A 26,966-nucleotide genomic window follows, 5' to 3' on the forward strand; every position below is an offset into this window, starting at 1 on the left:
CTAGCGGAAGGCGGTCGCTAACTAGCGTAAAGAGCACTCCAACTAGCGAGAGCAAATCTAACTAGCGTAAAAGTGAATGCAACTAGCGGAAGGCGGCCGCTAACTAGCGTAAAGAGCACTCCAACTGGCGAAAGCAAATCTAACTAGCGGAAGGCAGCTCCCAACTGGCGGAAAGTGACCTTCAACTAGCGTAAAGTACTTTCTAACTAGCGCTCTAAATTTTACTTAAGTCCATTATATAGGTCCGATATCGAAATGCCCCTTTCCAGGCCATGTTCATATTAAGCAAAATACGTTTAGCAGTATCAATATCCTCTATCCCCAAAAACTCCCTACACTCTCGATTCGTGATTTCCCTTTAAAACAGTAAAAACCACTCTTGTATCGTCCTCACATGGGCTAAAGGATCAGTGGCATGGCAATGAGGACAATACCAAACCTTGCGGTGTTTCATCATCCCAATCCTATCGCACACCTTACAAATGACTCCAGGACGAATATCCGTAAATTTAATTTGATAGGTCTCACAAATGGGTTTGGGAATAAAACGCTGATGGCTTTTTAAAAACGCTGAAGAAAGCCAATCAAACGTAACTGGATCCAGCTTCTTTGCTTGCTGCGGGAGACTGTTAATAAAAGCGGGAATCGAGCTGGGGAATAAGATTTTTGCCTTCCTCGGAGGAACTTCAACAATTTGCTTTGGGTAAGCAAGAACAACAGCACCATAAATAGGAATATGAATGTTTCGGGACCTAAGCCAGGCACTTAATAATTCACGATTGCGTTCCAATTGAACAATTGGACTTTCAAACCCATCTTTTGCGCCGTTCTCCTTTGTGCGGATTAATTGAGGAGGATTTTCTCTGAACTCCAAACTGCCGCCAATATTCTTCGTTTCTAAAACTAACCCATAGGAAGGTGTCATAAAATAGGTATCCATTTGGAATTTTTCATCTGAGCTGGGGGACAAATCGTGGAAAATGTGGTGGTCAAACGGAAACAAATGTCTCCTAAAAATTTCTGCTACCTTTTCTTCCCCGCCAATTCCTGCTTCCACTGATGCTTGTTTACTGGATAAAGCAGGGAAAATAGGATGTCTGACACTCAACCGTTTTTGTGCAGAAATGACACCAGCAAGAGTAAGGGACGAGTCTCTCTCTTTTAAACAATTCAATTTTTCACCTCCAAAAATAAAACCTCGTATGTATCTTAGCACAACCCGTAAATCCATACTAAGCCCATAATAAAACGTTCTAAAATTTGTAAAAAAATAGGCGTTGACCACTATTGACCTAATTGGTCAACGGAGTTACAATGTCATTGACTAGGGTGGTCAATAATGAAGATCATTCAAGAAAGAGGGCTGCCAGTATGTTTTCGAAATTTCTCAACCTGGATCAGGAAAAACAAGACCGAATAATCAATGCAGCAATAAAGAAATTTGCCCAGAAGGGATATGATAACGCCTCGACAAATGAAATCGTCAAAGAAGCGGATATTTCAAAGGGTCTCTTGTTCCACTACTTTGGCAACAAAAAGAACATGTATTTATTTTTGTTTGACCATTTCTATGAAATCATTGTCGATGAATTTTACAAAAAAATTAACCTCGAAGAACGGGATATTTTTAAAAGAGTGCGCCAAGCCGTCACTGTGAAAATGGAATTACTCAACATATATCCGGATCTGTTCAATTTTTTAAGTGCTGCTGTCATGGAAGATTCGAAGGAAGTGAAACTCGAATTAGACCAAAGAAAAAAACAACTGTCGAAAAACAATATCGGGAAACTGTATGAGGATATTGATTTATCCCTTTTCAGAGACGATCTTGACGTCCAAAAAGCATTAAAAATCATCTTTTGGACATTCGAACAATTTAGTGAGGAATTGATTCAAAGGGCAAAGCAGTCACCGACACATGAATTTAATTATGACGAAGCAATTCAAGAAACCGAAGAGTATTATGAAGTTTTAATGAAGGCTTTTTATAAATAAGGGGGCTCACGCGATGAATGTGATTGAACTGAATCACCTGACCAAAACGTATGGAAACGCAAGGGGCATTACGGATATCAGTTTTCATGTCGAAGATGGTGAAATTTTCGGGTTTATCGGGCCGAACGGTGCTGGAAAGTCGACGACCATTCGGACGCTTCTTTCGCTTATTTACCCGACGAGCGGCAGTGCCACAATTTTTGGAAAGGATAGTGTGAAATTTGCGCCCGAGATTAAAAAGGAAATCGGTTATTTGCCATCAGAGGTCTTCTATTACGACAACATGAAAGTAAAGGATCTTCTTAAATACTCTGCCAGCTTTTACAAAAAGGATTGCAGTAAGCGGATCAGGGAATTAGCTGAAATCATGGACCTGGACCTCAATAAAAAAATTGATGACCTCTCGTTCGGGAATAAAAAGAAAGTCGGGATTGTCCAAGGGCTTCTGCATGATCCTGAGCTCATCATTCTTGATGAGCCGACAAGCGGACTCGACCCGTTAATGCAGCAAAAATTCTTTGATTTATTAAAAGAAGAAAATAAAAAAGGCAAGACGATTTTGTTTTCCTCTCATATATTGAGTGAAGTGCAAAAAATGTGCGACCGTGTGGCGATTATTAAAGAAGGCCGGCTTGTGAAGGTGGAAAAAATCAGCACCTTACGGGAAAACAATCATAAAAAGTTTAAGCTCGAAACCAAGACCCCGATCACAAATCTAACAATTGATGGGGTCACCAATCTTGAGGTAAAAGAAAATATCACTAGCTTCCTATACAGCGGCAATATCAATTTAATTTTGAAAAAACTCTCGGAATTTGAGCTCGAGAACCTTTGGATTGATGAACCGGATCTTGAGGAAATCTTTATGCACTATTATGAAAAGGAGAATTAACCATGAATATTTTTCTCCATGAACTAAAAGCATATCGAAAATCGACGATGATTTGGACCCTTTCCCTGTCAGCATTGATTGTTTTCTTCTTATCCATGTTTCCGGGTTTAACACAGGATGCCGACCAGTTTAAAAAGCTGCTGGAGAACTATCCGGAAACAGTGAGAAAGGCATTGGGTGTGTCCATTGACAGCATTACATCCCTGTTAGGGTTTTATTCTTATGGCTTTACAAATGTGGTATTGTGCGGCTCGATTCAGGCTATGAATCTCGGAACCTCGATTCTATCAAAAGAGGTTCGTGAAAAAACGGCTGATTTCCTGCTGACAAAACCTGTTACCAGGAAGCAAATCGTTACAGCCAAACTATTGGCAGTGATTATTTCCCTAGTGATGACGAATGTTATCTATATGGTAATTGCCTTCATCGCAGCATCAGCCGTAAGTGAGAAATCATTTGATTTCAACACCTTTCTTTTGATTTCCCTTTCAGCATTGTTAATCGAATTGATGTTTGTTGCGCTTGGAGTGCTAATTTCCGTCTCGGTGCCAAAAATAAAATCCGTGTTGCCGATTTCACTTGGGACTGTTTTTGGTTTTTACATCTTAAATATGCTGGGATCAGTGATTGGCGAAAAGTCGATTCGTTATCTAACCCCATTTAAGTATTATGAAGCATCTTATATTATCAAACACTCAAGCTATGATGCTGCTTTTATCATCATTGAAATCGTCTTTATCCTAGCAGCGATTGCTGTTAGCTACGTGATTTATTCGAAAAAAGACATTCATGCGGTATAAGGGGGTGTGGTCATGAATTTATTTTTACGGGAAATGAAATCCAATCGGAAGTCATTGATTATTTGGTGTTTTGGAATCCTGTTTATGGTTGTAGCAGGAATGGGCAAATATGAGGGGTATTCTTCAGCATCAGGTCAGTCGATTAACGAACTGATGTCGAGCTTACCGAAATCCTTACAGGCAATGATGGGCGTAGGAGAGCTGGATTTTTCAACCCCAATCGGGTTTTACGGGATGCTATTTGCCTATTTACTTTTAATGGCTGCAATTCATGCGTTAATGATTGGGGCCAATATCATTGCAAAAGAAGAGCGGGATAAAACAACAGAATTTTTAATGGCTAAACCCATCTCACGCACCAGAATCGTAACCGCTAAACTGGCAGCGGCGCTTGTAAATGTGATCATCTTCAATCTTGTGACACTAGTTCTCTCTGTTGCGATGATCACAAAGTTTAATAAAGTCGGCGACCCAATCGATGTGATCTACACACTGATGGCAGGGATGTTTATTTTGCAATTGATTTTCCTTGTATTAGGATCGGCAATTGCTGCAACGATCAAGAAACCGAAACGAGCGGCATCCATCGGAACAGCGATTCTTTTAATCATGTATATTTTATCAATAGCGGCAGATTTAAATCATAAACTGGATGGGATAAAATATGTATCCCCTTTTAAATACTACGAAGCAAAAAGAGTTTTAACAGATGGCGCGCTTGATCCGTTATTTGCTAGTATATCTTTTGTGGCCATTGTTGGCTTGCTAACAGCTACCTATATTTTTTACGGAAAAAGAGATTTAAATGTATAAAAGACACAGGTGTTGCCGCTTTAATATTTGTTTTGATTCCATTGATATAGTCACGAACTTTTCTTATGATTTTAATAATGCTAAAATGGTGAAATAATCTATGTAAGGAGGAAATCATATGTCTGAAAATAATACTTTACCACCAAAGACCTGTACCATTGACCGTTTGGTAACGGTGCCGGAGGATGTTCAAAAAGTACTTTCTGGAGAAAAAACTGCAACGCGTCGTAATGGACGATATGCCGATCCAGGTGAAATCATGACACTTGAGGGCCGTCAATTTGTTGTCGAAAAGATTTACTCGCAATCTCTAGGTGAATTAACAGATGACGATGCACGCCGCGAGGGCTTCAATTCCCTTGAAGACTATAAGCAATCGATTCTTTCAATGCATCCGGGAATGCCTTGGCTGCCGCAAATGCGCGTCTGGGTTCATGAATTCCGCCCGGTTGAATAAGCACATAGTTCCGATGATGAAGCAACATTCCGTATTTAGCGGATTGTTGCTTTTTTAATGAAAAAACTAACCTGATTTTATGCTAATATTTGTTCAATCACCAGTCACCTCATTATAATAAATATATCTCCATTTGATACTTCCTCATTCCATTCCGCAATTAGAGGTGAATAATGTCGTGAAATTTTTACGTAAATATACAAGGAAGTATTGGAAACTCTTTTTTACTGCTGTATTATTTTTAACCTTTGAAGCCATATGTGATCTGCTCCAGCCGACCATCATGTCCAAAATCATTGACATCGGTGTTGCCAAACGAGATATCCATTACGTGTTAAAAATGGGCGGCATCATGCTCTTGGTTACGGCATTCGGCGCAGTATCTGCTTCAACAAGAAGCATTGTGGCCAGTACGGTTTCGCAAAATTTCGGGGCCGAACTCCGGTCAGATTTATTTAAGAAAATCCAATCACTATCTTTTAAAAATATAGACCGCTTTGACCGCGCCACGTTAATCACCAGGCTGACCAATGACGTGAACCAAGTCCAGATTTTTGTAAACGGGATGATGCGGATGTTTGTAAAAGCACCTCTTCTAGCAATTGGCGGATTGATTATGGCCTCACGGCTAAATCTTCGCCTTGCGGTGGTCCTCGCGGTCGTCGTACCGATTGTCGCATTGCTGATTATTTTAAATATGAGGCTGGGCTTTCCCCTTTTTACGAAGGTACAAAAAGCTTTAGACCGGGTGAATCTTGTAATCCGGGAATATTTGTCGGGCGTGCGGGTAGTCAAGGCGTTTAATCGGATGGATGTGGAAATTGCCAAATTCACGAAAGCGAATTGTCATTTTCAAGATCAATCGATTTCTGCAACCAGATTAATGTCAGTTTTCAGCCCTGCCATCATGATGACAGTGAATTTGGGAATTGTCGCTGTCCTTTGGCTTGGAGGCTTGGGAGTGGAATCAGGTCATATTCAAGTCGGTCATATTATTGCATTTACCAACTATATGACACAAATTTCATTTTCCCTCATGATGATTTCCATGGTATTTAATATGTTTGTTCGGGCCAGAGCTTCTGCAGGCAGGATTGGCGAGGTCTTTGAACAGGAGGACTTCCAGACATGGACTGACGAAATAAACGAAATTCCTTCAGAGAAAGGCAGAATTGATTTTGAACATGTTTCGTTTTCCTATGAGGGAACGAGTGGCGAACCGGTGTTAAAAGACATCAATCTCACGTTTAAGCCAGGTGAGACGGTTGGAATTATCGGCTCGACTGGCTCTGGGAAAAGCACGCTGGTAAGTCTCATCCCCCGCTTTTATGATGTCAGCGCCGGGATTATCAAGGTCGATGGTGAAGAGGTTAAAGATGTCCAGCCGCAAAGATTAAGAGAAAAAATCGCGATTGTGCCGCAGCAGACGATACTTTTTACAGGCAGTGTCGCTGAAAATATAAAATGGGGCAAAGAGGATGCCAGCACAGCGGAAATGGAAGCGGCAGCTTCGATTGCAGGGGCCCACGACTTTATCTCGGTTGCCCCTGAAGGCTATCAAACAAAAATTGGCCAAGGCGGTGTGAATTTTTCCGGAGGGCAAAAACAGCGGATTTCGATTGCCCGTGCCTTAATCAAGAAACCGGAAATCCTCATTTTGGATGACAGTACAAGCGCAGTGGACGTAGCGACAGAGGCGAAAATAAAAGAATCTCTCAAAAAATACGCAAAAGGACTTACTTGTATATTAATTGCCCAACGGATTACTTCGATCATTGATGCAGATAAAATCGTGGTCTTGGATCATGGAGAAGTAGTCGGAGTCGGAACCCATGAGGAATTGATTCACGAATGCAAGGTTTATCAGGAAATCTTCCAGTCCCAAATTGGCAAGGAGGTGCTTTAGATGGCGAGGGAAAAGGAACAAACACGTACAGCCCCGCCGCTTCCCGGTCCCGGCGGCAGACCTGGCGGCTTTGGAGGTGCCCGTCATGGCAGAGGGCCTGTCGAGAAGCCAAAGAATTTTAAGAGTACATTAAAACGGCTATGGCATTTTGTTGGCAAAGAAAGAAAAATGCTTTCCTTTATCTTTATCTTTATTTTAATGGATTCCGTGCTCACTTTGCTTGCCCCTTATCTGATCGGGAAAGCAGTCGATGCGATGAGCCTCCACGGCAAGGTGAATTTTGGATTATTAGAAATGATGATTCTTATTCTTGCCTCTGCCTATGCTGCTGATGCCCTCCTCACCTTTTTGCAGGGCTGGCTAATGGCGGGAGTATCACAGCGGATTGTAAGAAGTTTAAGGGATTCCCTTTTTAAAAAACTGCAAAAGCTGCCGATTGCATTTTTTGATACGAGGACGCATGGGGAGTTAATGAGCCGGTTATCGAATGATGTCGATAATATCAGTAACACGATTTCTCAGTCCACAACACAGCTGATGTCAGGTTTGATTGTGATTTGTGGATCACTCGTGATGATGCTGGTCCTAAGCCCAATTTTAACAGTGGTAAGTTTAATAACAGTGCCGCTTGTATTTTTTCTAACCAAAACGATTGCGAAAAAAACAAGTGTTTTATTTAAGGATCAACAGGTACAGCTTGGAAAATTAAACGGTCACATTGAGGAGACCATTACCGGTCTTCATGTCGTTAAAGCGTTCAATCATGAGGGAAAAGTGATGGAGGAATTCGATAGGGTCAACGAACAGCTGCGTGAGGTCGGCCTCAGGGCGCAAATTTGGTCCGGCTTCTTGATGCCGATTATGAACGTGATTGGTAACATCGGCTTTGCCCTAGTAGCGGTTTTCGGTGGAATCCTCGCGCTAAAGAGTATGATTACAATTGGGGCGATTGCCAGCTTTATCACGTATTCACGGCAATTTGTCCGGCCGCTTAATGACCTTGCCAATATTTTTAATATCCTGCAGTCCGGTGTCGCAGGTGCAGAACGGGTTTTTGAAGTTCTTGATGAAGGGGAAGAGCCGGAGGATTTGCCGGATGCAGTGGAATTAGTCCATCCGAAAGGTCATGTTGTTTTTGAAAATGTCAGTTTCGGTTACCGCACAGACGTACCTATTTTGAAAAATATTAGCTTTGAGTCGTCTAAGGGAAGCAGTACGGCGCTGGTCGGGCCGACGGGGGCCGGAAAAACGACAGTGGTGAACCTATTAACGCGGTTTTACGATGTAACGAGTGGCAGAATCTTATTGGACGGCCGCGATACCCGGGAGTACACAAGGGATAGCCTGCGGCGTTGCTTTGGTTTTGTGCTCCAGGATACGTATTTGTTTTCCGGGACGATTAAGGAAAATATTAAGTATGGAAAGCCGGATGCAACGGATGATGAGGTGGTGGCTGCAGCAATGATGGCGAATGCTGATGTTTTTATTAGACGGCTCCCGAATCAATATGATACAGAGCTTGCAGAGAATGGCGGCAACTTAAGCCAAGGTCAGCGTCAGCTGCTGGCGATTGCCAGGGTCATTTTAGCAAAACCGTCGATATTAATTTTGGATGAAGCTACTTCGAGTATTGACACCAGGACAGAGCTTCATATTCAGGAAGCGCTGCTCACGTTAATGGAAGACCGCACGAGCTTTATCATTGCCCACCGCTTGAATACGATTCGCGATGCCGACACCATCATGGTGATTGACCAAGGACAGATGATCGAAAAAGGCAGCCACGATGAATTAATAAAGCAAAACGGAAGATACCATCATATGTTTTTCAATCAATTTAAAAATATTGAAGGAGCACTGGACTGACAGTGCTCTTTTTTGTATGTATATTGATCAAAACTCTCGAGGTGGCTGGTGAATTTTGTTTTCATTCCGGGCATGAAAGCCAAAACTCATGAGAAGACAGGGAGATATGGTGTTCATCGAAGGCATGAAAGCCAGAACTCATGAGAAGGCAGGAAGATTTGGAGTTCACCTAAGGTATGAAGTTATATAAAATCTTAAAGGTATCAAAAAAGGATGCTTAATGATTCGTTTTCAGCAATAAGCAAGGCGTTTTCGTAAAAATGTAGTGACTGCTGTAATGACACCTGTTAGAATACAGGTGGACTTAGTAAAAGAGTTAAGGATTGGAAATAGTAAAATTAATGTTTCGAAAAAAGGAGGATCCAAATTGATTAACGAGCAGGAAGTCTTTAAGAAGGGAGCATCCATGAGGAACCGGGATGCTTCCAGCAGTAAATTACTGGGGATTGCCGGCACAGGCTGGTTGTTTGATGCAATGGACGTGGGGCTGCTTTCCTTCATCATCGCTGCCTTAAAAGTAGATTGGAACTTAAGTGCTCAGCAGATGGGCTGGATTGGCAGTATCAACTCCATTGGCATGGCAGTTGGGGCTTTGGTTTTTGGGTTAATGGCCGACCGGGTCGGACGAAAAAATGTCTTTATGATTACGCTTCTACTATTTTCACTTTGCAGCGGTGCCTCTGCCTTTACCACAACCATCACCATGTTTTTAGTTCTAAGATTTTTCATTGGCATGGGACTCGGAGGAGAACTTCCGGTCGCATCCACACTTGTATCCGAAAGTGTCCCTGTTGAAAAGCGCGGGAGAATCGTGGTTTTATTGGAAAGCTTTTGGGCGGTCGGCTGGCTTGTTTCTGCAGTCATTTCGTACTTTGTCATTCCGAGGTTTGGCTGGCAGGTAGCCTTGTTAATCAGCACCATTCCTGCCCTTTATGTCCTTTATCTTCGTATTGGGTTGCCGGATTCTCCGCAATACACAAAAATACAAGCAAAAGAGAAGATTTCAGTCTTTCAAAGTATGGCAAAATTATTTTCCAAGGAATATAGCCGCCAGACGACAATGCTGTGGATTGTTTGGTTCTGTGTCGTATTTTCCTATTATGGAATGTTTTTATGGCTTCCAAGTGTAATGGTGATGAAGGGTTTCAGTTTAATTAAAAGCTTTGAGTATGTGCTGATTATGACCATTGCCCAGCTGCCGGGATATTTTACTGCAGCATGGTTTATTGAAAAATTTGGACGGAAATTTGTTTTAGTCGTATATTTAGCGGGAACGGCCATTAGTGCTTATTTCTTTGGAACAGCTGATACGTCCGCGGCGCTCATGGTGTCTGGTATTCTGTTATCCTTCTTTAACCTTGGTGCATGGGGTGGTCTTTATGCATATTCGCCTGAACAGTATCCAACCGTAATCCGCGGCACCGGTACAGGGATGGCTGCCGCCTTTGGCCGGATTGGCGGAGTGCTTGGACCGTTAATGGTAGGATATTTGGTAGCAGGAAAGACGTCCGTTTCGATGATCTTTACGATCTTTTGTATTACCGTACTAGTAGGGGCAGCCGCGGTATTAATCCTTGGAAAAGAGACAAAAAGTAAAGTATTAGAATAACTTTTCACATGAAGAGAATTCCATTTCAGGAGTTCTCTTTTTTTTAATCACTCTTTTTTTGAAAAATATTTTTGAAATAACTTACTTTTGGAATGAGAGTGAAATTTAACGCTTTACAGCGCGAAAATCCATAAGAGAGAATGGGAGAGTAATATATTTATTATTTTAAAAATTATTTTGAAATAACGGACAATAGTACTAGACGAAAAGAAAATAATTTTGTACAATGTTTTCAGAATATTAATTGTTTTAGAAACAATAAGAAAACTATTGGAAAAAATATCTATTAGGGGGTATAACATGAGAAAAAGAAAAGTAGCAGGTGTAGTTGCATCATTTTTAGTGGCAGCAAGTGTCATGGCAGGCTGCAGCAGCAGTACGTCAACTGGCGGCAATGCTTCAAGCAGTGACAGCAAAACGATTAAAATCGGGGCAAACCTTGAATTGTCCGGCGGAGTTGCTTCCTACGGTCAGTCCATTAAAGAAGGGGTTGATCTCGCCATCAGCGAAATCAACAAAAAAGGGATTGACGGCAAGAAGCTTGAGTTAGTAAGTGTCGATAACAAATCCGATGCTGCTGAAGCAACAAACGGCGCCATCAAATTAATCACACAAGATAAAGTATCAGCTGTTATTGGTGCGGCAACAAGTACGGATACCCTTGCACAAGTACAAATCGCCAATGATAATAAAGTACCTATTTTGACTCCAACAGGAACAAACCCTACGGTTACCGTTAAAGATGGAAAATTAAATGATTATGTATTCCGTACATGTTTCATTGATCCATTCCAAGGTACAGTGGCGGCTAACTTTGCTTCTAATGAATTAAAAGTGAAGAAAGCAGCAGTCCTAATTGATAACTCAAGTGACTATGCAAAAGGTTTAGCAGCTTCTTTCAAAGACTTCTTTAAGAAAAATGGCGGATCTGTGGTATCTCAGGAAGCATATGTTGCAAAGGATACTGATTTCCATGCCACATTAACACGTATTAAAGCTGCAAATCCAGACTTTGTTTTCATCCCTGGATACTATGAAGAAGTAGGATTAATCGTGAAGCAGGCACGTGAAATTGGTCTTAATGTACCAATGATGGGTGCTGACGGTTGGGATTCTCCTAAACTAGTAGAAATTGCTGGTGCTAAGGCGTTAAATAACACTTACATCACTAACCACTATTCTTCTGGTGACAAAGATGCAAAAGTACAAGAATTCGTAAAAGCATTCAAAGCTAAGTACAATGACAAAACTCCAGATGCCTTCAACGCTTTAGGTTATGACTCAGCTTACTTGATCGCAGATGCGATTAAGCGTGCAGGTTCTGGTGACTCGCAAAAAATTCAAAAGGCTCTTGCCGAAACAACTGATTTATCACTTGTAACAGGATCAATGAAGCTTGACAAAAACCATGACCCAATCAAGTCTGCTGTTATTCTGGAGTACAAAGATGGTAAGCAAGTATTTAAAACAAAAGTAAATCCTCAATAAAAAACGGAAATGGAATGAATAGGGAGATTCATGTCTCCCTATTCCAATTTAAAGCTTTTGACTTTGAGAATTGTCCAGCTCCAGCGCCTAGCCCCTCGAGGTCATAAGCCAATCCGTCAAGAAGGTTAAAGAACAACCTTCTCGCCGGCTTGTCTTATGCTTGTCGGGGCTGATCAAGGCGCTTGCGCTTTTCTTATGAAAGTCCTTTTAAAAGGAGTGTAATACATGGAAATCATACAGCAGCTTGTAAACGGCATTTCCCTGGGAAGTATCTATGCCTTAATTGCCCTAGGGTATACAATGGTTTACGGTATTGTAAAATTAATTAACTTTGCCCATGGGGACGTCTTCATGGTGGGCGCATTTATCGGTTTTTATTCAATCACGTTTTTCCATTTGAATTTTTTCCTTGCTTTAATTATATCGATGATCGTTTGTGCTGTTTTTGGTGTTTTAATTGAAAGAATTGCTTATAAACCTTTAAGAAATGCAACCAGAATTGCCGCTCTCATTACGGCAATCGGGGTATCCTTATTTATTGAATACGGTATGATTTATATTCGCGGTGCACAGCCAGATGCGTATCCGGACAATCTTGTTCCATTTAATGAATTAAACTTATTTGGTGTAAAAATCAGTGGACAGTCCTTGCTGATTCTAGCGACTTCTATTATCTTAATGATCTTACTGCAATTTATCGTTCATAAAACTAAAATTGGGAAAGCAATGCGTGCTGTTTCTCATGATATGGATGCAGCACGGTTAATGGGTATAAATGTAAACAACACAATTTCAGCAACTTTCGCAATCGGCTCTGCCCTTGCAGGTGCTGCAGGCGTTATCTTTGGAATGTACTATACAAAAATTGAACCATTAATGGGAATTATCCCAGGACTAAAAGCCTTCGTTGCAGCCGTTCTAGGCGGTATCGGAAGCATTCCGGGAGCAATGACCGGCGGCCTTGTATTGGGTGTAATCGAATCCCTTGTCAGTGCGTTGGGATTCTCTTTATGGCGCGATGGCGTTGCCTTTATTGTTCTTATTTTAATTTTGATTTTCCGTCCGGCAGGCCTATTTGGTAAAAATGTCAGGGAAAAGGTATAGGGGGTGGCTAAGCGATGAATACAATTAAACATACAAAAGGCTTCTGGAGTTCAATCGTTTTAGCCGTTGTTTTTTCAGTAGTTGTTCAATTTTTAATTAATGGCGGAACACTAAATCAGTTTTATGTAAACACCATGTTTTTCATTGGAATTAATATTATTTTAGCAGCCAGCTTGCATTTGATTATCGGAGTTACCGGTCAGTTTTCGATTGGACATGCCGGCTTCCTCGCAGTCGGAGCTTATGCATCGGCAATCATTACAATGAAATTAGGACTTCCTTTCCCTGTAGCTATTTTAGTCGGGGGGATTGCGGCTGCAATTACCGGTCTCATCATTGGTATTCCAACCCTAAGGCTAAAGGGTGACTATTTAGCGATTGCGACACTGGGTTTTGGAGAAATTGTCCGGATTGTCCTGTTAAATATTGACTATGTAGGCGGTGCAAGCGGGATGACTGTATCCCATTTCACTACTTGGCCATGGTTGATTGGATGTGTGCTTGTAACGATTGTAGTCATTGTAAATTTTACGAATTCAACACATGGTCGTGCTTGTATTTCAATTCGCGAAAATGAAATTGCCGCTGATGCGATGGGAATCAATACAACCTATTATAAAGTAGCTGCTTTTGCGATTGGTGCCTTTTTTGCAGGAGTTGCCGGTGCATTATATGCGCATAACTTCTACATTATCCAACCGACGAACTTTGGTTTCTTGAAATCATTTGATATCTTGATTTTTGTCGTACTTGGCGGATTGGGAAGTATGTCTGGGGCAGTCATTGCCGCAATCTTGCTTACGATTATTTCAACATTCTTACAAGGCTTCCCTGAAGTTCGAATGATTGTTTATAGCTTAGTGCTTGTGGTCATGATGCTTTATCGTCCACAAGGATTGTTAGGAACGAAAGAAATTACCTCATTCTTTAAAGGTAGTAAATCCGTTAAAGGAGGAGTAAAATAATGGCAAACACACCGTTGCTAAAAGTAGACAATGCCGGAATCCGCTTTGGCGGTTTAAGGGCCGTTTCCGATGTGAACCTTGAATTAAAGCAAGGCGAGCTTGTTGGTTTAATTGGACCAAACGGCGCCGGTAAAACGACCTTCTTTAACCTTTTGACAGGCGTTTATGTACCGACAGAAGGAAGTATTTCATTAGACGGGGAAAAATTAAATGGTATGGCTCCATATAAAATCACAAAAAAAGGGATTAGCCGTACCTTCCAAAATATTCGTTTATTTAGTGAATTATCGGTGCTTGATAATGTAAAAGTAGCTTATCACTCTCTGGCCAAGCATTCGATGTTAAGCACAATCTTCCGCCTTCCTTCCCATTTTTCTGGGGAGAAGGAAATGGAGGAAAAAGCGATTGAATTCTTAAAGATTTTCAGCCTGGAAGGATTTATGTATGAAAAGGCGAAAAATCTTCCATATGGCCAGCAGCGCCGCCTTGAGATTGCCCGTGCCCTTGCTGCGAACCCAAAACTATTGCTTTTGGATGAACCGGCAGCAGGGATGAACCCGCAGGAAACGGAAGAATTAATGAAACTGATTGCGCTAATCCGCGAGCGTTTCTCGTTAACGATTTTACTGATCGAACACGATATGGGGCTTGTAATGGGCGTATGTGAACGAATCTATGTACTGGATTCAGGCCAGCTTATTGCTGAAGGAACTCCTGAGGAAATCAGAAATAATCCAAAAGTCATCAAAGCATACCTCGGTGAGGAGGTCATTTCGTAATGTTAAAAATTAACGATATTAATGTATACTATGGTAACATCCATGCCTTAAAGGGCGTTTCACTTGAAATCAATCAGGGTGAAATTGTTACGTTGATCGGGGCGAACGGTGCCGGGAAAAGTACACTGTTAAAAACCATTTCGGGATTATTGAAGCCAAAAAACGGTGAAATTCTTTTTGAAGGAAAACCGATTGGCGGCAAAGTCGCCCAGTCGATTGTTAAAATGGGATTATCGCATGTTCCTGAAGGCCGCCGCGTTTTTGCCAATATGTCAGTCGAGGAAAATCTTGAATTAGGCGCTTATTTGCGCAATGACAAGCAAGGAATTCGCGAGGATTTCGATAAGGTGTATCAGCTATTCCCTCGCCTTCATGAACGCCGTAAGCAATTATCTGGAACATTATCCGGCGGTGAGCAGCAAATGCTGGCGATGGGGCGTGCATTAATGGCTCGTCCAAAGCTACTGCTATTAGATGAACCATCAATGGGACTTGCACCTCTTTTAGTCAAAACGATTTTTAATATTATCGAGGAAATAAAAAAAACCGGGACAACAATTCTTCTCATCGAACAAAATGCCAATATGGCGTTATCGATTGCTGATCGTGCTTATGTCATTGAAACAGGGAAAATTGTTGCATCAGGTTCTGCAGAAGAGCTCACGGCAAGTGATCAAATTAAATCAGCCTACCTTGGGGGGCATTAATAAGCAGAGGGTATTCCTTACTAGGGACACCCTCTGTTTTTATATTTAGAAATAAGAAAGCATAAAATTCGGCTTCGAGAATTGTCCAGCGCAAGCGTCCTAGGGGCTCGAGGTCACAAGCTAATCCGTCAAGAAGGTTGAAGAGCAACCAACAGCCGTCTCGTTCATGTGCTTGGCTACAGAAAGCTAGCGCTTTCTGTACGCATTAAGGACTACTAAGTCTCTGTCTTCGCTACTCTCGCCAATCGACTTGTATTCTTATATCGCCCCTGACCAAGGGGCTTGCGCTTTTCTTTGCTATAATAGAATAATCATGTCGATAAGGATGATGGAAAATGGCACAGGTTAAAACCAACGCAATGCGGATTCTTGATGCAAAGAAGGTTCCATATGAAATACATACATACGATAACAAGGATGGAAAAATTGACGGGGTTTCGGTTGCCCATAAAATCGGCAGGGACCCTAAGGAAGTATACAAAACGCTTGTAGCCCAAGGGGGATCAAAAAATATTTTTGTTTTTGTCATTCCCGTTGAGGGAGAATTGGATTTAAAAAAGGCGGCAAAGGTTTCTGGTGAGAAGAAGGTTGAAATGATTCCCGTTAAGGACATCCAAAAATGGACAGGGTACATCCGCGGCGGCTGTTCCCCAATTGGAATGAAAAAGGACTATAAAACCTTCATTGCCGAGGCCTTACTGCAACTTGATGTGATCGTCGTCAGCGCCGGGAAAATTGGTGTACAGATCGTTTTGAAGCCTGAACATTTAAAAGAAGTTACCAATGCTGAATTTGCTGACCTTACAAAATAACCACTCTAGGCATTCACCTATAAAAGCCAAACGCATATGATATGGTGAAATGTCACGATAAAGGGAGTGTCGTTAAGTGGTAGGAAAGGTTAAAAACTATTTCGCCGGTGGCAATACAGCCAGAGGATTTCACAGTCTCTATGATTCCAATCTCCAAGGGCTTGACCGCCTATTTATTTTAAAAGGAGGGCCAGGAACAGGAAAATCCTCCTTAATGAAAAAAATCGGCAATGAATGGCTGGAAAAAGGCTGCAATGTCGAATTCCTCCATTGTTCATCAGATAATAACTCGATTGACGGCGTCATTATTCCAGCATTAAAGGTAGGAATAGTCGATGGAACGGCTCCTCATGTCATCGAACCTCAGGCACCTGGAGCAGTTGAGGAATATATTAACCTCGGAGAAGCATGGAATTCTCAGAAACTTCGCTTTCATAAAAATAAAATTCAAAGACTGACCAAACAAATCAGTGAATCTTTCCAGACAGCGTATGCGACATTTAAGCAGGCATTGGAAATTCACGATGAGTGGGAGAAAATTTACATTGGCAGCATGGATTTTAAAAAGGCAGATCAATTAACGAATAAACTGATTGAAAATTTCTTTGGAAAAATGAAATTGAATAAAAAAGCCGATATTCGTCACCGCTTTTTAGGGGCGGCTACCCCAATGGGGGCTGTTGATTTTGTACCGAATTTAACAGAAGAAATTACGAAGCGTTATTTTATTAAAGGCCGCCCTGGCTCCGGGAAATCAACAATGCTGAAGAAGCTTGCGGCAGCAGCAGAAGAACGAGGTATCGATGCCGAAGTTTATCACTGTGGTTTTGATCCAAACAGCCTTGATATGGTGATTCTTCGTGAACTCGGAATTGCCATCTTTGACAGCACCGCGCCCCATGAATATTTCCCAAACCGCGATGGCGATGAAATTATTGATATGTACGAACTTTTGATTGAACCTGGAACCGATGAAATTTACGCCGATTTTATAAGTGATATCTCAGGGAAATATAAAGCAAAAATGACTGAGGCTACCTCTTATCTTGCTAAAGCAAAGGACTTACATGATGAGCTTGAGGAAATCTATGTTTCTGCCATGGATTTTTCCGTAGTGGAAAAAATTCAAAGCCAAATTCGTGAGAAAATCAATGAGTTGGGGGATTTGGCCGAGGTGAATGCCTAAGAAACTGAATGTGACTTGTAAATCAGAAAAATCCTAAGTATAAATCTCCAAATAAGAAAAACGCGAGCGCCTTGTTCAGCCTCAGGCTTATGACCTAGAGGGGCCGGACGCTTGCGTTTGGACAATTCTCAAAGCCGAAAATTTTATACCTTCTTTACTTTCAAGTAAGCCTGGCAAACGCCTGGCTTTTATTGCTTTGGATTTGGGCTTTGCTGGGCTTTTACATTATTTTTGTTGCCTTTGCTGTTGTCGCCGCTGACAAATTCACTGGCAAATTCAGATTGCGTCTGCCCTGTCCGTGGAGAATTTTGATTTCCGCTGCCTCTGTTATATTTCTTTGTCATAGTCAAGCTCCTTTCCTGTTAACTAACCTATAGTTTGGCATTGCTTCCATTGTTTATACACATGATTGTTTCTTCCTAATAGTGGCAATAACTAGACTATCTATTTTAGAATAAAAGAAATAGGGATGCCGGGGGATGAGAATTTGAAGGATGCAGTCGGGTTGTTAACAACCCTTTTTGAAAACAATCGCAATTTAACAAATGCGGGACCAATGGCAAAATACATGAAAAGTCATTTTCCCTTTCTTGGAATCAAAACACCGTTAAGAAGACAGCTTGAAAAGCAATTGTTTAATGAGACGGGAATTTTAAAAGAACCTTTTCATCCTGAATTTGTTCAAGAGCTTTGGGAGAAGGCGGAAAGAGAATATCAATATGCCGCATTAGGGTATATGGAAAAATCGCTTAAGAAGCTGGATAAATCGGATTTACCATTTATGGAAAGACTGATTATCACCAAATCATGGTGGGATTCGGTTGATGTGCTGGCACCGAAGCCGGTTGGTACGATTGCGCAAATGTTTCCGGAGGTAATGGGGGAAACAATTGATTACTGGGCTGTGCATGAAAATATGTGGCTTCGGCGGGCCTCGATTCTTTTTCAATTGAAATACAAACAAGACACCAAGGAAGAGATTCTTTACCAATACATATTGAAAAATGCCGACAGCAAGGAGTTTTTTATCCAAAAAGCGATTGGCTGGGCGTTACGTGAATATTCCAAAACCAATCCGGAATCGGTAAGAGGGTTTATTGATAGCCACAAACTGGAACCTTTAAGTGTGCGGGAAGGGAGTAGGTATATTTAAAGGGAAGGAAGTGAAACCATGTACAAACTATTTAATTATTTCTTTGTGATGCTGCTATTATCGGGCTGCACCTCTTTTAACGAGAAAACTCCCAAAAGAAATGACACTCAGGCAGATGAAGTTACAGTGATACAGCCTGAAGTGGAGGTGGTGGCTAAGAAGTTATCGATCCCATGGTCGATAGCGAAGGCTGGTCAAACTTTTTACATCAGCGAACGAACAGGAAGCATTGTAAAAATTGAAAACGGTCAAGTGGAGCGGCAGCGGGTGCGGTTAAAGAAACCACTTGCCCGCGCAGCAGAAGCCGGGTTGCTGGGATTAGTGTTAGATCCGCAGTTTTCAGAAAATCATAAGGCATATGCCTATTATACGGATGAGGATCATGGCCAGTACAACCGGGTTATCGTGTTAATCCAGAATGGAAACCAGTGGACGGAAGAGCGAATCCTCCTCGATAAAATTCCGAGCGCTGCCTATCATCATGGCGGCCGGTTAAAAATTGGACCTGACGGCAAGCTTTACATTACAACCGGTGATGCGTCCGTTCCGGAAACGGCTCAAAATTTACAAACGCTAAACGGGAAAATTTTAAGAATGAATTTGGACGGAACGATTCCGAACGATAATCCTTTTCCAGGATCCTACGTATATAGCTTCGGACACAGGAATCCACAAGGGCTTGTTTGGGTTCAGGGCCAATTATATGAATCAGAGCATGGTTCAACCGCCCATGATGAAATTAACCTCATACAGCGGGGGGCCAATTACGGCTGGCCGCTTACTTTTGGATGGAAAAAAAGAGCAGGAATGAGAACCCCCATCTTTCAATCAGGTGACGAAACATGGGCGCCATCCGGAATGGATGCAGCCGGCGGCAAGCTTTATGTAGCGGCATTAAGAGGGAATGCAGTCCGTGAATATGATTTACAGAGAAACACAACTAAGCCGGTCATTACCGGTTTAGGGAGAATTCGCGACATCTTTATCGACGGCGAATACTTGTATTTTGTCAGCAATAATACTGACGGCAGAGGGAACCCAGTACAAAACGACGATCAATTCTGTCGCGTATGGATTGGCAATTTAAAATAATCAAATAGAAAGAGTTAACAAGTTGGCGAGTTTGTTATATAATTTTAGCAAAAAGTGAGGGTAATGATGAGCACAAAAAGCAACAAGCTATTACATGGCTGGACGATCATTTCGCATCCATCGTATCAAATTTTTTCGAACAAGAATGCTTACGTTATCATCGATGAAGACCATGATGTGGTTCTCCGCTTCTCGCTACAAGAAAGTGAGATTGAAATTCATGGCAGCAGCTGGAATTTAAATTATAAAATCAATCTCGGTTTTAAAACCATTAAAATCTTGAATACTCCTGAAGAATAAAAAGGAAAGCACGCTAAAGTTCACTCAGCGTGCTTTTGTTGTTCCTAGTCCGTGCATGATAAATTGGATAATCCGTTCCGTCTCGGCTTCATCATCCCACTCTGCATTTGGAAACAGTAAATATTGAGCAATTAAAGAACCAAAAATGGAGGTAATCGCCAGTCTGGCAGCACTGGCCGGCGGAATTTCGATAATCTGCCCCTTTCCTTGATAGTGCTTAACAACATTGACGAAACGTTCAAAGGTTTTTTTCGCCACATGCTCGAAAAACTGTTCCCTTAATTCGGGCTGAAAAGGGATTTCTTGGAGCATAATTTTTAAAATGGAGAGATGCCTTTTTAAAAACGCGCGTCGGTTTTCAATCATCGCTTTAATAAAATCTTCCACCTGATCAAATTCACGGTCTAAAACTTTATTTAAATCATTGATGATGAACGAGGCGATCAACTTTGCCATCATCGGAGCCACAATGGACATAAGCAAATCTTTTTTTGTTTTATAGTGGCGGAATATCGTGCCCTCGGCTACTCCGGCTTTTTTAGCAATTTCATTTGTCGAAGTACCGGCATAGCCTTTTTCCGAAAAAGATTCAATTGCTGCAATGAGAATCTTTTTTTGTTTATCGGTTAGGTCATCTTCTTCAGCAAACAGCTGCTCGATTAACTCTTCTTCCTCTGACATGGGTGACTCCTTTCGATTATCCCGCATTAACGGGCAGTAAGTCCCCCACTTCTAGGCTTAAAGGGAAAAAATAAGTATAAATGGGGGAACAACTGCCCGTAAAAGCCCGATTTGTTCAACTAACAATCAGTGGGGATGGAAAAAACCCCCACTGATTGAAGTTTCACTTTATATCTTGCGGTATTTTTTCAAGGCAAATACATTCAGGACGATAAAAACGAGGGCGAATCCGAGTAAGACAAAGAGATCGCTGCTTATGCCGCTTATTCCTTCCCCTCTATACATCACGCCTTGCAGGGCATCGCCGCCGTAGTACATTGGCATACATTTTGCGATCACCTGGAGCCATTCGGCCATTCCCTTAACCGGAAATATGCCGGCAAAAAAGATTTGCGGAACAATCACGATCGGGATAAATTGCATCATCTGGAATTCGGAATTGGCAAAGGCGGATAGCAAAATACCGAGCGACAAGGCTACGAGCGCCAACGTTAAATTGATTAAAATCACATTCCATAGCGAACCCACCAGCATGATATTTAAAACCTTAACGGCAAAAAAGACAACGATTACCGTTTGAATAATGGCAAAGATGCCGTATCCAAGTAGGTAGCCAAAAACAATATCCCTTCTTTGAATCGGAGTGGCCATTAGCCGGTCCAATGTACCGGTTGTTCGTTCTTTTAACAGGGCGATTCCGGAAATCAGGAATACGAAGAAGAAGACAAAGAAACCAACAAAGATGGCACCAAGTTTATCAAAAAAGGTGGCATCCTTACTGCCATATACATAATCGGTATGGATGCTTGGAGCCTTCGCCGGATCTAGTTTAATGGGTACACTAGGCAGCTTACTTTGCATGGTTTGGATAAACGTTTTTAATTTTTTAGACTGTGTTTTTGCATTTTCAGCTGCGATTGATTGCTGAATTTTTATTTGCAGTGGTTTTGCTGTTGAAGGATCATCATTTTTCAGCGTAAGATTTATTTTTTCATCATTGAGTTGAAGGAATGCATCTAAATCCTCATCAATAATCGTATCTTTGGGATTTTTCACCTGATCATATTGTTTAACGATCAGGTCCTTACTTTTCAATTGCTTTACTAAAGAAGCATCTGCACCAGAAACACCAACCATGGGGTTTACCGTGTTACCGTTAAATAAATAATGGAGGAGGGTCATGATCAATAAAGGAGCCACCATCATTAATGCCAGGGCCCGTTTATCACGAAGCATCTGCCGAAAAATTCTTTTTACCAGGGCTGCTACACTCATGTCATTTTCCCTCCCGCCTTTAAAAATACTTCTTCTAAACTTGTAATTCCGTATTGTTGCTTTAATTCCTGAGGGGACCCGCTGGTAAGGATTTTGCCGTCCCTGACCATGGCCAGCCGGTCGCATTTTTCCGCTTCATCCATGACATGGGTCGTGACCAAAATCGTTTTGCCGGCATCCTTTAAGCGGTAAAGCTCAGACCAAATTGACAAGCGCAATTCAGGGTCAATGCCGACGGTCGGCTCATCGAGAATGAGGATGTCTGGGTCTTGGATCAAGGCAACTGCGAGCGACAGGCGGCGCTTCATTCCGCCTGAATAGGCATGGACTTTCTTTTTTAAATCTACCGTAAGATTGACTAAATCGGCAGCATAAGCAATCCGTTTCTTTTGCTCCTGTTTTTTTACTTTAAAAAGCGAGGCAAAAAAGGCAAGGTTTTCTTCACCAGTTAAATCCGTGTATAAGGCATCTGCCTGTGCCATATAACCAATTTTTTGCAGGAGTTTTAAGTTTGGAACAGGGATACCCAAAACACGGACATTTCCTTTGGTCGGGCGGTCCATGCCAACGATGATTTTTACTAAGGTGGTTTTTCCTGATCCCGAAGGGCCGATTAAGCCGTAAATCTGACCAGGTTCAATTACTAAACTTACATGATTTAAAACTTGCTTTTTTCCAAAGCTTTTGCTGATTTCGTTTACGATGATTGAGGCTGTCATTTTGTACTCCTCCTTTTAGAAGTGAGTAATCACTCATTAATAATATATGTACTTTCTGAGGGAATGTAAAGTGAGTAATCACTTACAAATTTGGAGAAAATCCGACAAAAATATAAGTTTAGCATTTTGGAAAAAAACAAATCTTTATTGCAAAAGCTAGTGCCGGAGGATGTTAACAACTAGAATTAATCCATCTGTAATTTACTAGGAATTGGGCGGGTGTAGGATGTAAGCTTGGCTGTTTGTGCCTACATGGCATTACGGGGGACCCCTATGATATGTTACCGCTTATTACCTACTTACGTAATCGAACCAATTGGAAATTCCGGGTCCCACAACTTCCTGAGCATGTAGAAAATGGCCTTTATACTTCATGAAAGGGTACTACCAACAAAACAAAGTAATATCTCATTGGGATGGATATTTTTGATGAATGGCTTCACCCAAATTCCATGATGTTATCAGGTTTTTGCATATTTTCTCCGAATCCAGCCAACTACCAACAATAGCAAGGGAATCCCAATCATGTTGACGGGAAATACAAATGGAAGCAAGTAAAACTTATCAAAATACTGAGCAAATATGGAGATATTCTTAATCGACACAGCCAAAATAAACCAAATGGGGGCAAGAAACCATACAACCTTTCGCCAATCCTTCAAGTGGAACCATTGCGCTGTTCCATAACAAGCAAGAAACGTATATAACGCCAGCTTAATAAAGATACTAAAAAACCAAATGATCACAATTAGAATATCCACATTTTGAATGAATTCCATTACCGATATGAACCGGCTCATATCGTAAAATGGATACAAAAGCCTTGAAGGCAAAACCGGGCCGAATGTGAAAATCACTGCCAATGTTCCGATCGTTACCATTGAAACGGCCAGTCCTATTCCCAACATCGCTCGTGATGGCGCTTGGTCGGGTTTGTCCATAAAAAAGACGAACATAGTCATCATAACAGACTCACCAAAAAAAGAGGCCATAGGAGTATAGGATGCTTTAAAAATAGCAGGCAAGCCGGAATCTTGATAAATGGGAAGCATATGATGCCAATCCATATCTTTCACATCTAAAAATAGAATGACTAAAATCATCAAAAGAACCATCGGACCTACGATTTCGCTTAAGCGACCAATCCCTTCGACCCCGCCTTGGTACATGAGAAAAATCAGCAGTAATATGGTGGTAAAGACAATGACCCACATAGGTGTCTTATGAAACAAAGCGGTACTAATAAATTCACCAAATTCACGGATGATGATCCCAGACGCTGAGTACCATAGAAGTAAATAGGAAATCATCAGCAGCTTTCCAAACCATTTACCGAGAATGGTTTGACTAAATTCAATTATGGTTTGGTTCGGATACTGCGAACCGAGTGTGGCTGCGAAAAAAGTGATAGCAACGCCGACAAGCCCTGCAATCACCATCGACATCCATGCATCATGTTTTGCCTCACGGATTGTAGCTGATATGGTCAGAAGAAGAGAATTTCCTACTTCAAATGTGAACATCATCCAAAAGATTTGCGTGCCAGAGATTTTCATTGAATTTCTCACAATCCTAATCTCCTTATTTTTTGATTTTATCTTGCTTTAACTGTAACGACGGTCCGGTTAGACCCACACGTCGAATCGTCAGGTTGGCATGGACAGAGACTTGTACCCTTCGAAATTGGCTGCCCCAATTTTCCTTTAATCCTTTCCATTTAGATGGATATTTTTGATGAATGGCTTCTCCCAATCCAAAAATATCGGTTCCATATTGTTTTTGAACCTTTTGGATGGTTTGGAGAGCTTGTTTTTCGGCCTTTTTTTCCAATACATATTCTAAAAGAGTAAGATTTTTCGGCTGCGTAAGATCTAAATTCGTATTGTTCTCCCGAATGATTCCTTCACCAGAAAGAACAATGTCAAACTTAATGGTGCGACCTTGAATAGAGGGAATGATCTTACTGCCCATTTTTGTAAAAAATAAACTGGCATTTCCATCTCCTTGCGGCACATTGGCAGTAAGTGTCTGTTTGGTTAAACGATTGATGATCCAAAGACCCATTTTATCCTCCTGCATATTTAAGAACCCAATCAATTTAAGTTCTTGGTTAAAAATCCCCAACCCTACCATTTGGAAACCTCTGGCATTCGTTTGATCTTGTTCTTTAGAATTACGGGTAATTGCAATAACAGGCAAAACCGGGGTATTTCCATCACTTGTTGCAGCCATAAGAAAATGTAATAATGACTTATCTCCCAATCCGCCTATTTCATTATGTTCTTTCAGTGCCCCGCGTACTGGGATATCTTCTAAAGGGTAGGGTGCTTCCAGAAACTCCTTCGCCGTACCCCCTTTCACAATGAGTGCATCTGCTCGTAAGCGAATTTCAGGATCGCGGCTGTATGTATCTAATACTGAAGCGAGACCGCGTCTTGCCAATGGTTCTCCTATCACAATGACCCGACGGTGTCCCCGAAAGATCTCTCTTGATAATTTCGTCTGCATATTTTGTACAGCTTCAAGTGTGTCCTTTCCAGTTCCCGATTCAACAAAAACAGCCTTTCCACCTTCACTTCTTCCACTCTGTCCCATTCCCATTTTTGAAGGGATGATAAATTGAGCGCTGATTTCAATCCCATTATTTTTTGCTTTATCAAGTCCCCAACCCAATTCTATTCCCAGATCGTTTAACTCCGTACGATCCCAGCAGCCCGTCAAGAAAAATAAAGAAACAACCAGAATCATACAAAGTGCCCTGTACCGGCTCATTCTGTCTGGCCCCCTTGTTTCGGCCCAGGTTGTTGGCCTTCTGGAATGCGCATTTTCTCCTCTCCAGATATCAACATGGGGCGGTGTGTCATGCTCCACCTTGGTGTTCGGAGCAATACGTCCTTCAAACCACGAGGAATCTGAGGGGCCACTGGGCTTAGATAAGGAATACCAAAAGAGCGAAGGTTAGTTAGATGGATCATAATCGCAAGGGCTCCAAAAGCAACCCCATACAGCCCCAACACCCCCGCCAATAGCAGCATCGGGAAGCGCAGCATCCGATAGGCTGTTCCCAAGTTGTAGCGTGGAAAAGCAAACGACGCAATACCGGTGGTAGCCACGACAATGACTATGGGTGCTGAGATAATGCCTGCTTGTACAGCGGATTGTCCGATGACAAGCGCTCCCACGATACTAACGGCGGATCCAACGGGTTTTGGCAGCCGAACCCCCGCTTCCCGCAAACCTTCAAACAAAAATTCCATCATCATCGCTTCTACGACAGCCGGGAAGGGAATACCTTCCCGTGCCGCTGCAATACTGATAAGTAAGTTTGTCGGAATCAATTGCGGATGATAGGTTGTAACGGCAACATAGAGTGAAGGGAGAAATAATGAAATATTGATTAATACAAAACGTATCCATCGAATAAAGGTTGTATAGAGAGAGCGTTCATAATAATCCTCCGCTGCTTGTACACCTGTCCAAAATGTCATGGGAACAATCAGAACAAAAGGTGTGTTATCCACGAAGATGGCGACTTTCCCTTCTAATAGGCTTGCACACACCACATCCGGCCGTTCGGTATTCTGAATTTGAGGAAAGGGAGAAAAAGGAAGATCCTCGATAAACTCTTCAATGAAAGCTGACTCCAACACCCCATCAATTTGAATTCGCTGAACCCTTTGTCGAACCTCCTCCAAAACCGTATTTGGAGCAATCCCCTCAATGTAGGCAATCACCACATCTGTCTGTGATAAATCCCCAATTGAATAGGGTTCCATTTTTAGCCTCGGGCTCCGAATTCTTCGACGAACAAGGCTCGTATTGACCCTAAGTGTTTCAGTAAACCCGTCCCGAGGGCCACGAACAGAAATTTCAGCAGCAGGCTCTTCAATACTACGTTTGTCAAACCCTTTTAAATCAGCAACTAGCGCTTGATTCTCCCCATCTGTCAGAACGGCGATATTGGCTTTCAATACTCCTTCTATAACCTCACGAACTTTAGAAACCGTCTTTACTTGGGAAAAAGCGATAAGCTGATTTTGGATGATTTCCCCTATTGAGCCCATATTCTCTAATCCATTAGGCATACCTTCGAACATCATTGGTTTCAAAACAACCTGTTCCACTATTTTTGTATCCACTAATCCATCTATATAAATCAGAAGCATTTTGGTTTGCCTATTTACGAGAATGGGACGAAAGACAATATCGGAACAATTGTCAAAAACTTTTTTCAAAACCTCTTCATTCACGGATATGTTCTGTCCAAGTTCCCCGTCTTGAACATTTGGGGGCAGTACGCTGGTACTCTCTAGTTCCAGAATAGCTTTTTTTAAAGGCTTTATCTTACGAAGTTTTTTCATCATACT

At 41.7% G+C, this 26,966-nt stretch carries 25 protein-coding genes and 1 pseudogene; 18 read left to right on the plus strand and 8 right to left on the minus strand.

All coding sequences use genetic code 11. The features are described from left to right. Positions 1-358: 358 nt before the first annotated feature. Entirely contained in the window at positions 359-1,174 is an 816-nt protein-coding gene (locus tag BIV60_RS06005; protein ID WP_256218305.1) for a nuclease-related domain-containing protein, read from the minus strand. Positions 1,175-1,371: 197 nt separating this feature from the next. Between BIV60_RS06005 and BIV60_RS06010 the strand changes: the two genes are divergently transcribed. The 15 genes and pseudogenes from BIV60_RS06010 to BIV60_RS06080 all read left to right on the plus strand — a co-directional run bounded on the left by BIV60_RS06010 (position 1,372) and on the right by BIV60_RS06080 (position 17,379). After that, a complete protein-coding gene (locus BIV60_RS06010; protein WP_071354825.1) occupies positions 1,372-1,995 on the plus strand; it encodes a TetR/AcrR family transcriptional regulator in 624 nt (207 codons plus the stop codon). Between the two features lie 13 nt (positions 1,996-2,008). Next, positions 2,009-2,887, plus strand: coding sequence for an ABC transporter ATP-binding protein (locus tag BIV60_RS06015; protein WP_071354826.1), 879 nt, complete (start codon positions 2,009-2,011; stop codon positions 2,885-2,887). A gap of 2 nt (positions 2,888-2,889) precedes the next feature. Further along, positions 2,890-3,687 carry an ABC transporter permease subunit gene (locus BIV60_RS06020; protein WP_071354827.1) on the plus strand — a complete coding sequence of 266 codons (798 nt, stop codon included), beginning with the start codon at positions 2,890-2,892 and terminating at the stop codon, positions 3,685-3,687. A 12-nt stretch (positions 3,688-3,699) separates the two neighbouring features. Beyond that, positions 3,700-4,500, plus strand: a complete 801-nt coding sequence (locus BIV60_RS06025; RefSeq protein WP_071354828.1) for an ABC transporter permease subunit — start codon at positions 3,700-3,702, stop codon at positions 4,498-4,500. Positions 4,501-4,618: 118 nt separating this feature from the next. Beyond that, positions 4,619-4,957: an ASCH domain-containing protein gene (locus BIV60_RS06030; protein WP_071354829.1), complete on the plus strand. Its 339-nt coding sequence runs from the start codon at positions 4,619-4,621 to the stop codon at positions 4,955-4,957. Positions 4,958-5,135: 178 nt separating this feature from the next. Beyond that, positions 5,136-6,863, plus strand: coding sequence for an ABC transporter ATP-binding protein (locus tag BIV60_RS06035; RefSeq protein ID WP_071354830.1), 1,728 nt, complete (start codon positions 5,136-5,138; stop codon positions 6,861-6,863). Continuing rightward, entirely contained in the window at positions 6,864-8,729 is a 1,866-nt protein-coding gene (locus BIV60_RS06040; RefSeq protein WP_071354831.1) for an ABC transporter ATP-binding protein, read from the plus strand. 406 nt (positions 8,730-9,135) lie between these two features. Further along, on the plus strand, positions 9,136-10,338 hold the full coding sequence (locus BIV60_RS06045; RefSeq protein ID WP_071354947.1) for an MFS transporter: 1,203 nt from the start codon (positions 9,136-9,138) through the stop codon (positions 10,336-10,338). 300 nt (positions 10,339-10,638) lie between these two features. Then, positions 10,639-11,826 (plus strand): ABC transporter substrate-binding protein, encoded by a 1,188-nt coding sequence (locus BIV60_RS06050; protein WP_071354832.1) that lies wholly within the window; start codon positions 10,639-10,641, stop codon positions 11,824-11,826. 225 nt (positions 11,827-12,051) lie between these two features. Continuing rightward, positions 12,052-12,930 (plus strand): branched-chain amino acid ABC transporter permease, encoded by an 879-nt coding sequence (locus BIV60_RS06055; RefSeq protein ID WP_071354833.1) that lies wholly within the window; start codon positions 12,052-12,054, stop codon positions 12,928-12,930. A 14-nt stretch (positions 12,931-12,944) separates the two neighbouring features. Then, positions 12,945-13,914: pseudogene (locus tag BIV60_RS06060) on the plus strand (branched-chain amino acid ABC transporter permease); the annotation flags it as partial. Next, the gene (locus BIV60_RS06065) at positions 13,892-14,674 is read left to right on the plus strand and encodes an ABC transporter ATP-binding protein (RefSeq protein WP_071354835.1); all 783 of its coding nucleotides are present in this window, start codon (positions 13,892-13,894) and stop codon (positions 14,672-14,674) included. The pseudogene BIV60_RS06060 and the gene BIV60_RS06065, both read left to right, overlap by 23 nt. Then, complete coding sequence (locus tag BIV60_RS06070; RefSeq protein WP_071354836.1) at positions 14,674-15,381, plus strand: ABC transporter ATP-binding protein; 708 nt, start codon at positions 14,674-14,676, stop codon at positions 15,379-15,381. The genes BIV60_RS06065 and BIV60_RS06070 overlap by 1 nt, the downstream gene beginning before the upstream one ends. 335 nt (positions 15,382-15,716) lie before the next feature. Beyond that, on the plus strand, positions 15,717-16,193 hold the full coding sequence (gene ybaK / locus BIV60_RS06075; RefSeq protein WP_071354837.1) for a Cys-tRNA(Pro) deacylase: 477 nt from the start codon (positions 15,717-15,719) through the stop codon (positions 16,191-16,193). Positions 16,194-16,269: 76 nt separating this feature from the next. After that, positions 16,270-17,379, plus strand: coding sequence for a PRK06851 family protein (locus tag BIV60_RS06080; RefSeq protein WP_071354838.1), 1,110 nt, complete (start codon positions 16,270-16,272; stop codon positions 17,377-17,379). 188 nt (positions 17,380-17,567) lie between these two features. Here BIV60_RS06080 and BIV60_RS29505 read toward each other — a convergent pair whose 3' ends face one another. Beyond that, on the minus strand, positions 17,568-17,723 hold the full coding sequence (locus BIV60_RS29505) for a hypothetical protein (protein WP_177177230.1): 156 nt from the start codon (positions 17,721-17,723) through the stop codon (positions 17,568-17,570). Positions 17,724-17,848: 125 nt separating this feature from the next. Here BIV60_RS29505 and BIV60_RS06085 point away from each other — a divergent pair, with 125 nt between their 5' ends. The 3 genes from BIV60_RS06085 to BIV60_RS06095 all read left to right on the plus strand — a co-directional run bounded on the left by BIV60_RS06085 (position 17,849) and on the right by BIV60_RS06095 (position 19,924). Next, positions 17,849-18,532 (plus strand): DNA alkylation repair protein, encoded by a 684-nt coding sequence (locus BIV60_RS06085; protein WP_071354839.1) that lies wholly within the window; start codon positions 17,849-17,851, stop codon positions 18,530-18,532. A gap of 18 nt (positions 18,533-18,550) precedes the next feature. Further along, entirely contained in the window at positions 18,551-19,624 is a 1,074-nt protein-coding gene (locus BIV60_RS06090; protein ID WP_071354840.1) for a PQQ-dependent sugar dehydrogenase, read from the plus strand. Between the two features lie 66 nt (positions 19,625-19,690). Further along, positions 19,691-19,924, plus strand: coding sequence for a hypothetical protein (locus tag BIV60_RS06095; protein ID WP_071354841.1), 234 nt, complete (start codon positions 19,691-19,693; stop codon positions 19,922-19,924). 24 nt (positions 19,925-19,948) lie between these two features. On the opposite strand, the gene BIV60_RS06100 is transcribed toward BIV60_RS06095, so the two are convergent. The 6 genes from BIV60_RS06100 to BIV60_RS06125 form a co-directional block, all read right to left on the minus strand. Continuing rightward, positions 19,949-20,605, minus strand: a complete 657-nt coding sequence (locus BIV60_RS06100) for a TetR/AcrR family transcriptional regulator (protein ID WP_071354842.1) — start codon at positions 20,603-20,605, stop codon at positions 19,949-19,951. Between the two features lie 168 nt (positions 20,606-20,773). Next, positions 20,774-21,880 (minus strand): ABC transporter permease, encoded by a 1,107-nt coding sequence (locus BIV60_RS06105; protein WP_071354843.1) that lies wholly within the window; start codon positions 21,878-21,880, stop codon positions 20,774-20,776. Then, positions 21,877-22,599, minus strand: coding sequence for an ABC transporter ATP-binding protein (locus BIV60_RS06110; RefSeq protein WP_071354844.1), 723 nt, complete (start codon positions 22,597-22,599; stop codon positions 21,877-21,879). The genes BIV60_RS06105 and BIV60_RS06110 overlap by 4 nt, the downstream gene beginning before the upstream one ends. A 461-nt stretch (positions 22,600-23,060) precedes the next feature. After that, the gene (locus BIV60_RS06115) at positions 23,061-24,155 is read right to left on the minus strand and encodes a GerAB/ArcD/ProY family transporter (RefSeq protein WP_071354948.1); all 1,095 of its coding nucleotides are present in this window, start codon (positions 24,153-24,155) and stop codon (positions 23,061-23,063) included. 25 nt (positions 24,156-24,180) lie between these two features. Next, the gene (locus BIV60_RS06120) at positions 24,181-25,371 is read right to left on the minus strand and encodes a Ger(x)C family spore germination protein (protein ID WP_071354845.1); all 1,191 of its coding nucleotides are present in this window, start codon (positions 25,369-25,371) and stop codon (positions 24,181-24,183) included. Beyond that, on the minus strand, positions 25,368-26,963 hold the full coding sequence (locus tag BIV60_RS06125) for a spore germination protein (protein ID WP_071354846.1): 1,596 nt from the start codon (positions 26,961-26,963) through the stop codon (positions 25,368-25,370). Before BIV60_RS06125 ends, BIV60_RS06120 begins: the two co-directional genes overlap by 4 nt. Positions 26,964-26,966 lie beyond the last annotated feature (3 nt).

This window comes from Bacillus sp. MUM 116, assembly GCF_001866655.1.
Lineage (GTDB): Bacteria > Bacillota > Bacilli > Bacillales > Cytobacillaceae > Neobacillus.

Bases quoted from the DNA above. Each gene is read 5' to 3' on its own strand.
- BIV60_RS06010 (WP_071354825.1), top strand. From the start codon at position 1,372: ATGTTTTCGAAATTTCTCAACCTGGATCAGGAAAAACAAGACCGAATA.
- BIV60_RS06015 (WP_071354826.1), top strand. From the start codon at position 2,009: ATGAATGTGATTGAACTGAATCACCTGACCAAAACGTATGGAAACGCA.
- BIV60_RS06020 (WP_071354827.1), top strand. From the start codon at position 2,890: ATGAATATTTTTCTCCATGAACTAAAAGCATATCGAAAATCGACGATG.
- BIV60_RS06025 (WP_071354828.1), top strand. From the start codon at position 3,700: ATGAATTTATTTTTACGGGAAATGAAATCCAATCGGAAGTCATTGATT.
- BIV60_RS06030 (WP_071354829.1), top strand. From the start codon at position 4,619: ATGTCTGAAAATAATACTTTACCACCAAAGACCTGTACCATTGACCGT.
- BIV60_RS06040 (WP_071354831.1), top strand. From the start codon at position 6,864: ATGGCGAGGGAAAAGGAACAAACACGTACAGCCCCGCCGCTTCCCGGT.
- BIV60_RS06045 (WP_071354947.1), top strand. From the start codon at position 9,136: ATGAGGAACCGGGATGCTTCCAGCAGTAAATTACTGGGGATTGCCGGC.
- BIV60_RS06050 (WP_071354832.1), top strand. From the start codon at position 10,639: ATGAGAAAAAGAAAAGTAGCAGGTGTAGTTGCATCATTTTTAGTGGCA.
- BIV60_RS06055 (WP_071354833.1), top strand. From the start codon at position 12,052: ATGGAAATCATACAGCAGCTTGTAAACGGCATTTCCCTGGGAAGTATC.
- BIV60_RS06070 (WP_071354836.1), top strand. From the start codon at position 14,674: ATGTTAAAAATTAACGATATTAATGTATACTATGGTAACATCCATGCC.
- ybaK (WP_071354837.1), top strand. From the start codon at position 15,717: ATGGCACAGGTTAAAACCAACGCAATGCGGATTCTTGATGCAAAGAAG.
- BIV60_RS29505 (WP_177177230.1), bottom strand. From the start codon at position 17,723: ATGACAAAGAAATATAACAGAGGCAGCGGAAATCAAAATTCTCCACGG.
- BIV60_RS06085 (WP_071354839.1), top strand. From the start codon at position 17,849: ATGCCGGGGGATGAGAATTTGAAGGATGCAGTCGGGTTGTTAACAACC.
- BIV60_RS06090 (WP_071354840.1), top strand. From the start codon at position 18,551: ATGTACAAACTATTTAATTATTTCTTTGTGATGCTGCTATTATCGGGC.
- BIV60_RS06095 (WP_071354841.1), top strand. From the start codon at position 19,691: ATGAGCACAAAAAGCAACAAGCTATTACATGGCTGGACGATCATTTCG.
- BIV60_RS06100 (WP_071354842.1), bottom strand. From the start codon at position 20,605: ATGTCAGAGGAAGAAGAGTTAATCGAGCAGCTGTTTGCTGAAGAAGAT.
- BIV60_RS06105 (WP_071354843.1), bottom strand. From the start codon at position 21,880: ATGAGTGTAGCAGCCCTGGTAAAAAGAATTTTTCGGCAGATGCTTCGT.
- BIV60_RS06110 (WP_071354844.1), bottom strand. From the start codon at position 22,599: ATGACAGCCTCAATCATCGTAAACGAAATCAGCAAAAGCTTTGGAAAA.
- BIV60_RS06115 (WP_071354948.1), bottom strand. From the start codon at position 24,155: ATGAAAATCTCTGGCACGCAAATCTTTTGGATGATGTTCACATTTGAA.
- BIV60_RS06120 (WP_071354845.1), bottom strand. From the start codon at position 25,371: ATGAGCCGGTACAGGGCACTTTGTATGATTCTGGTTGTTTCTTTATTT.
- BIV60_RS06125 (WP_071354846.1), bottom strand. From the start codon at position 26,963: ATGATGAAAAAACTTCGTAAGATAAAGCCTTTAAAAAAAGCTATTCTG.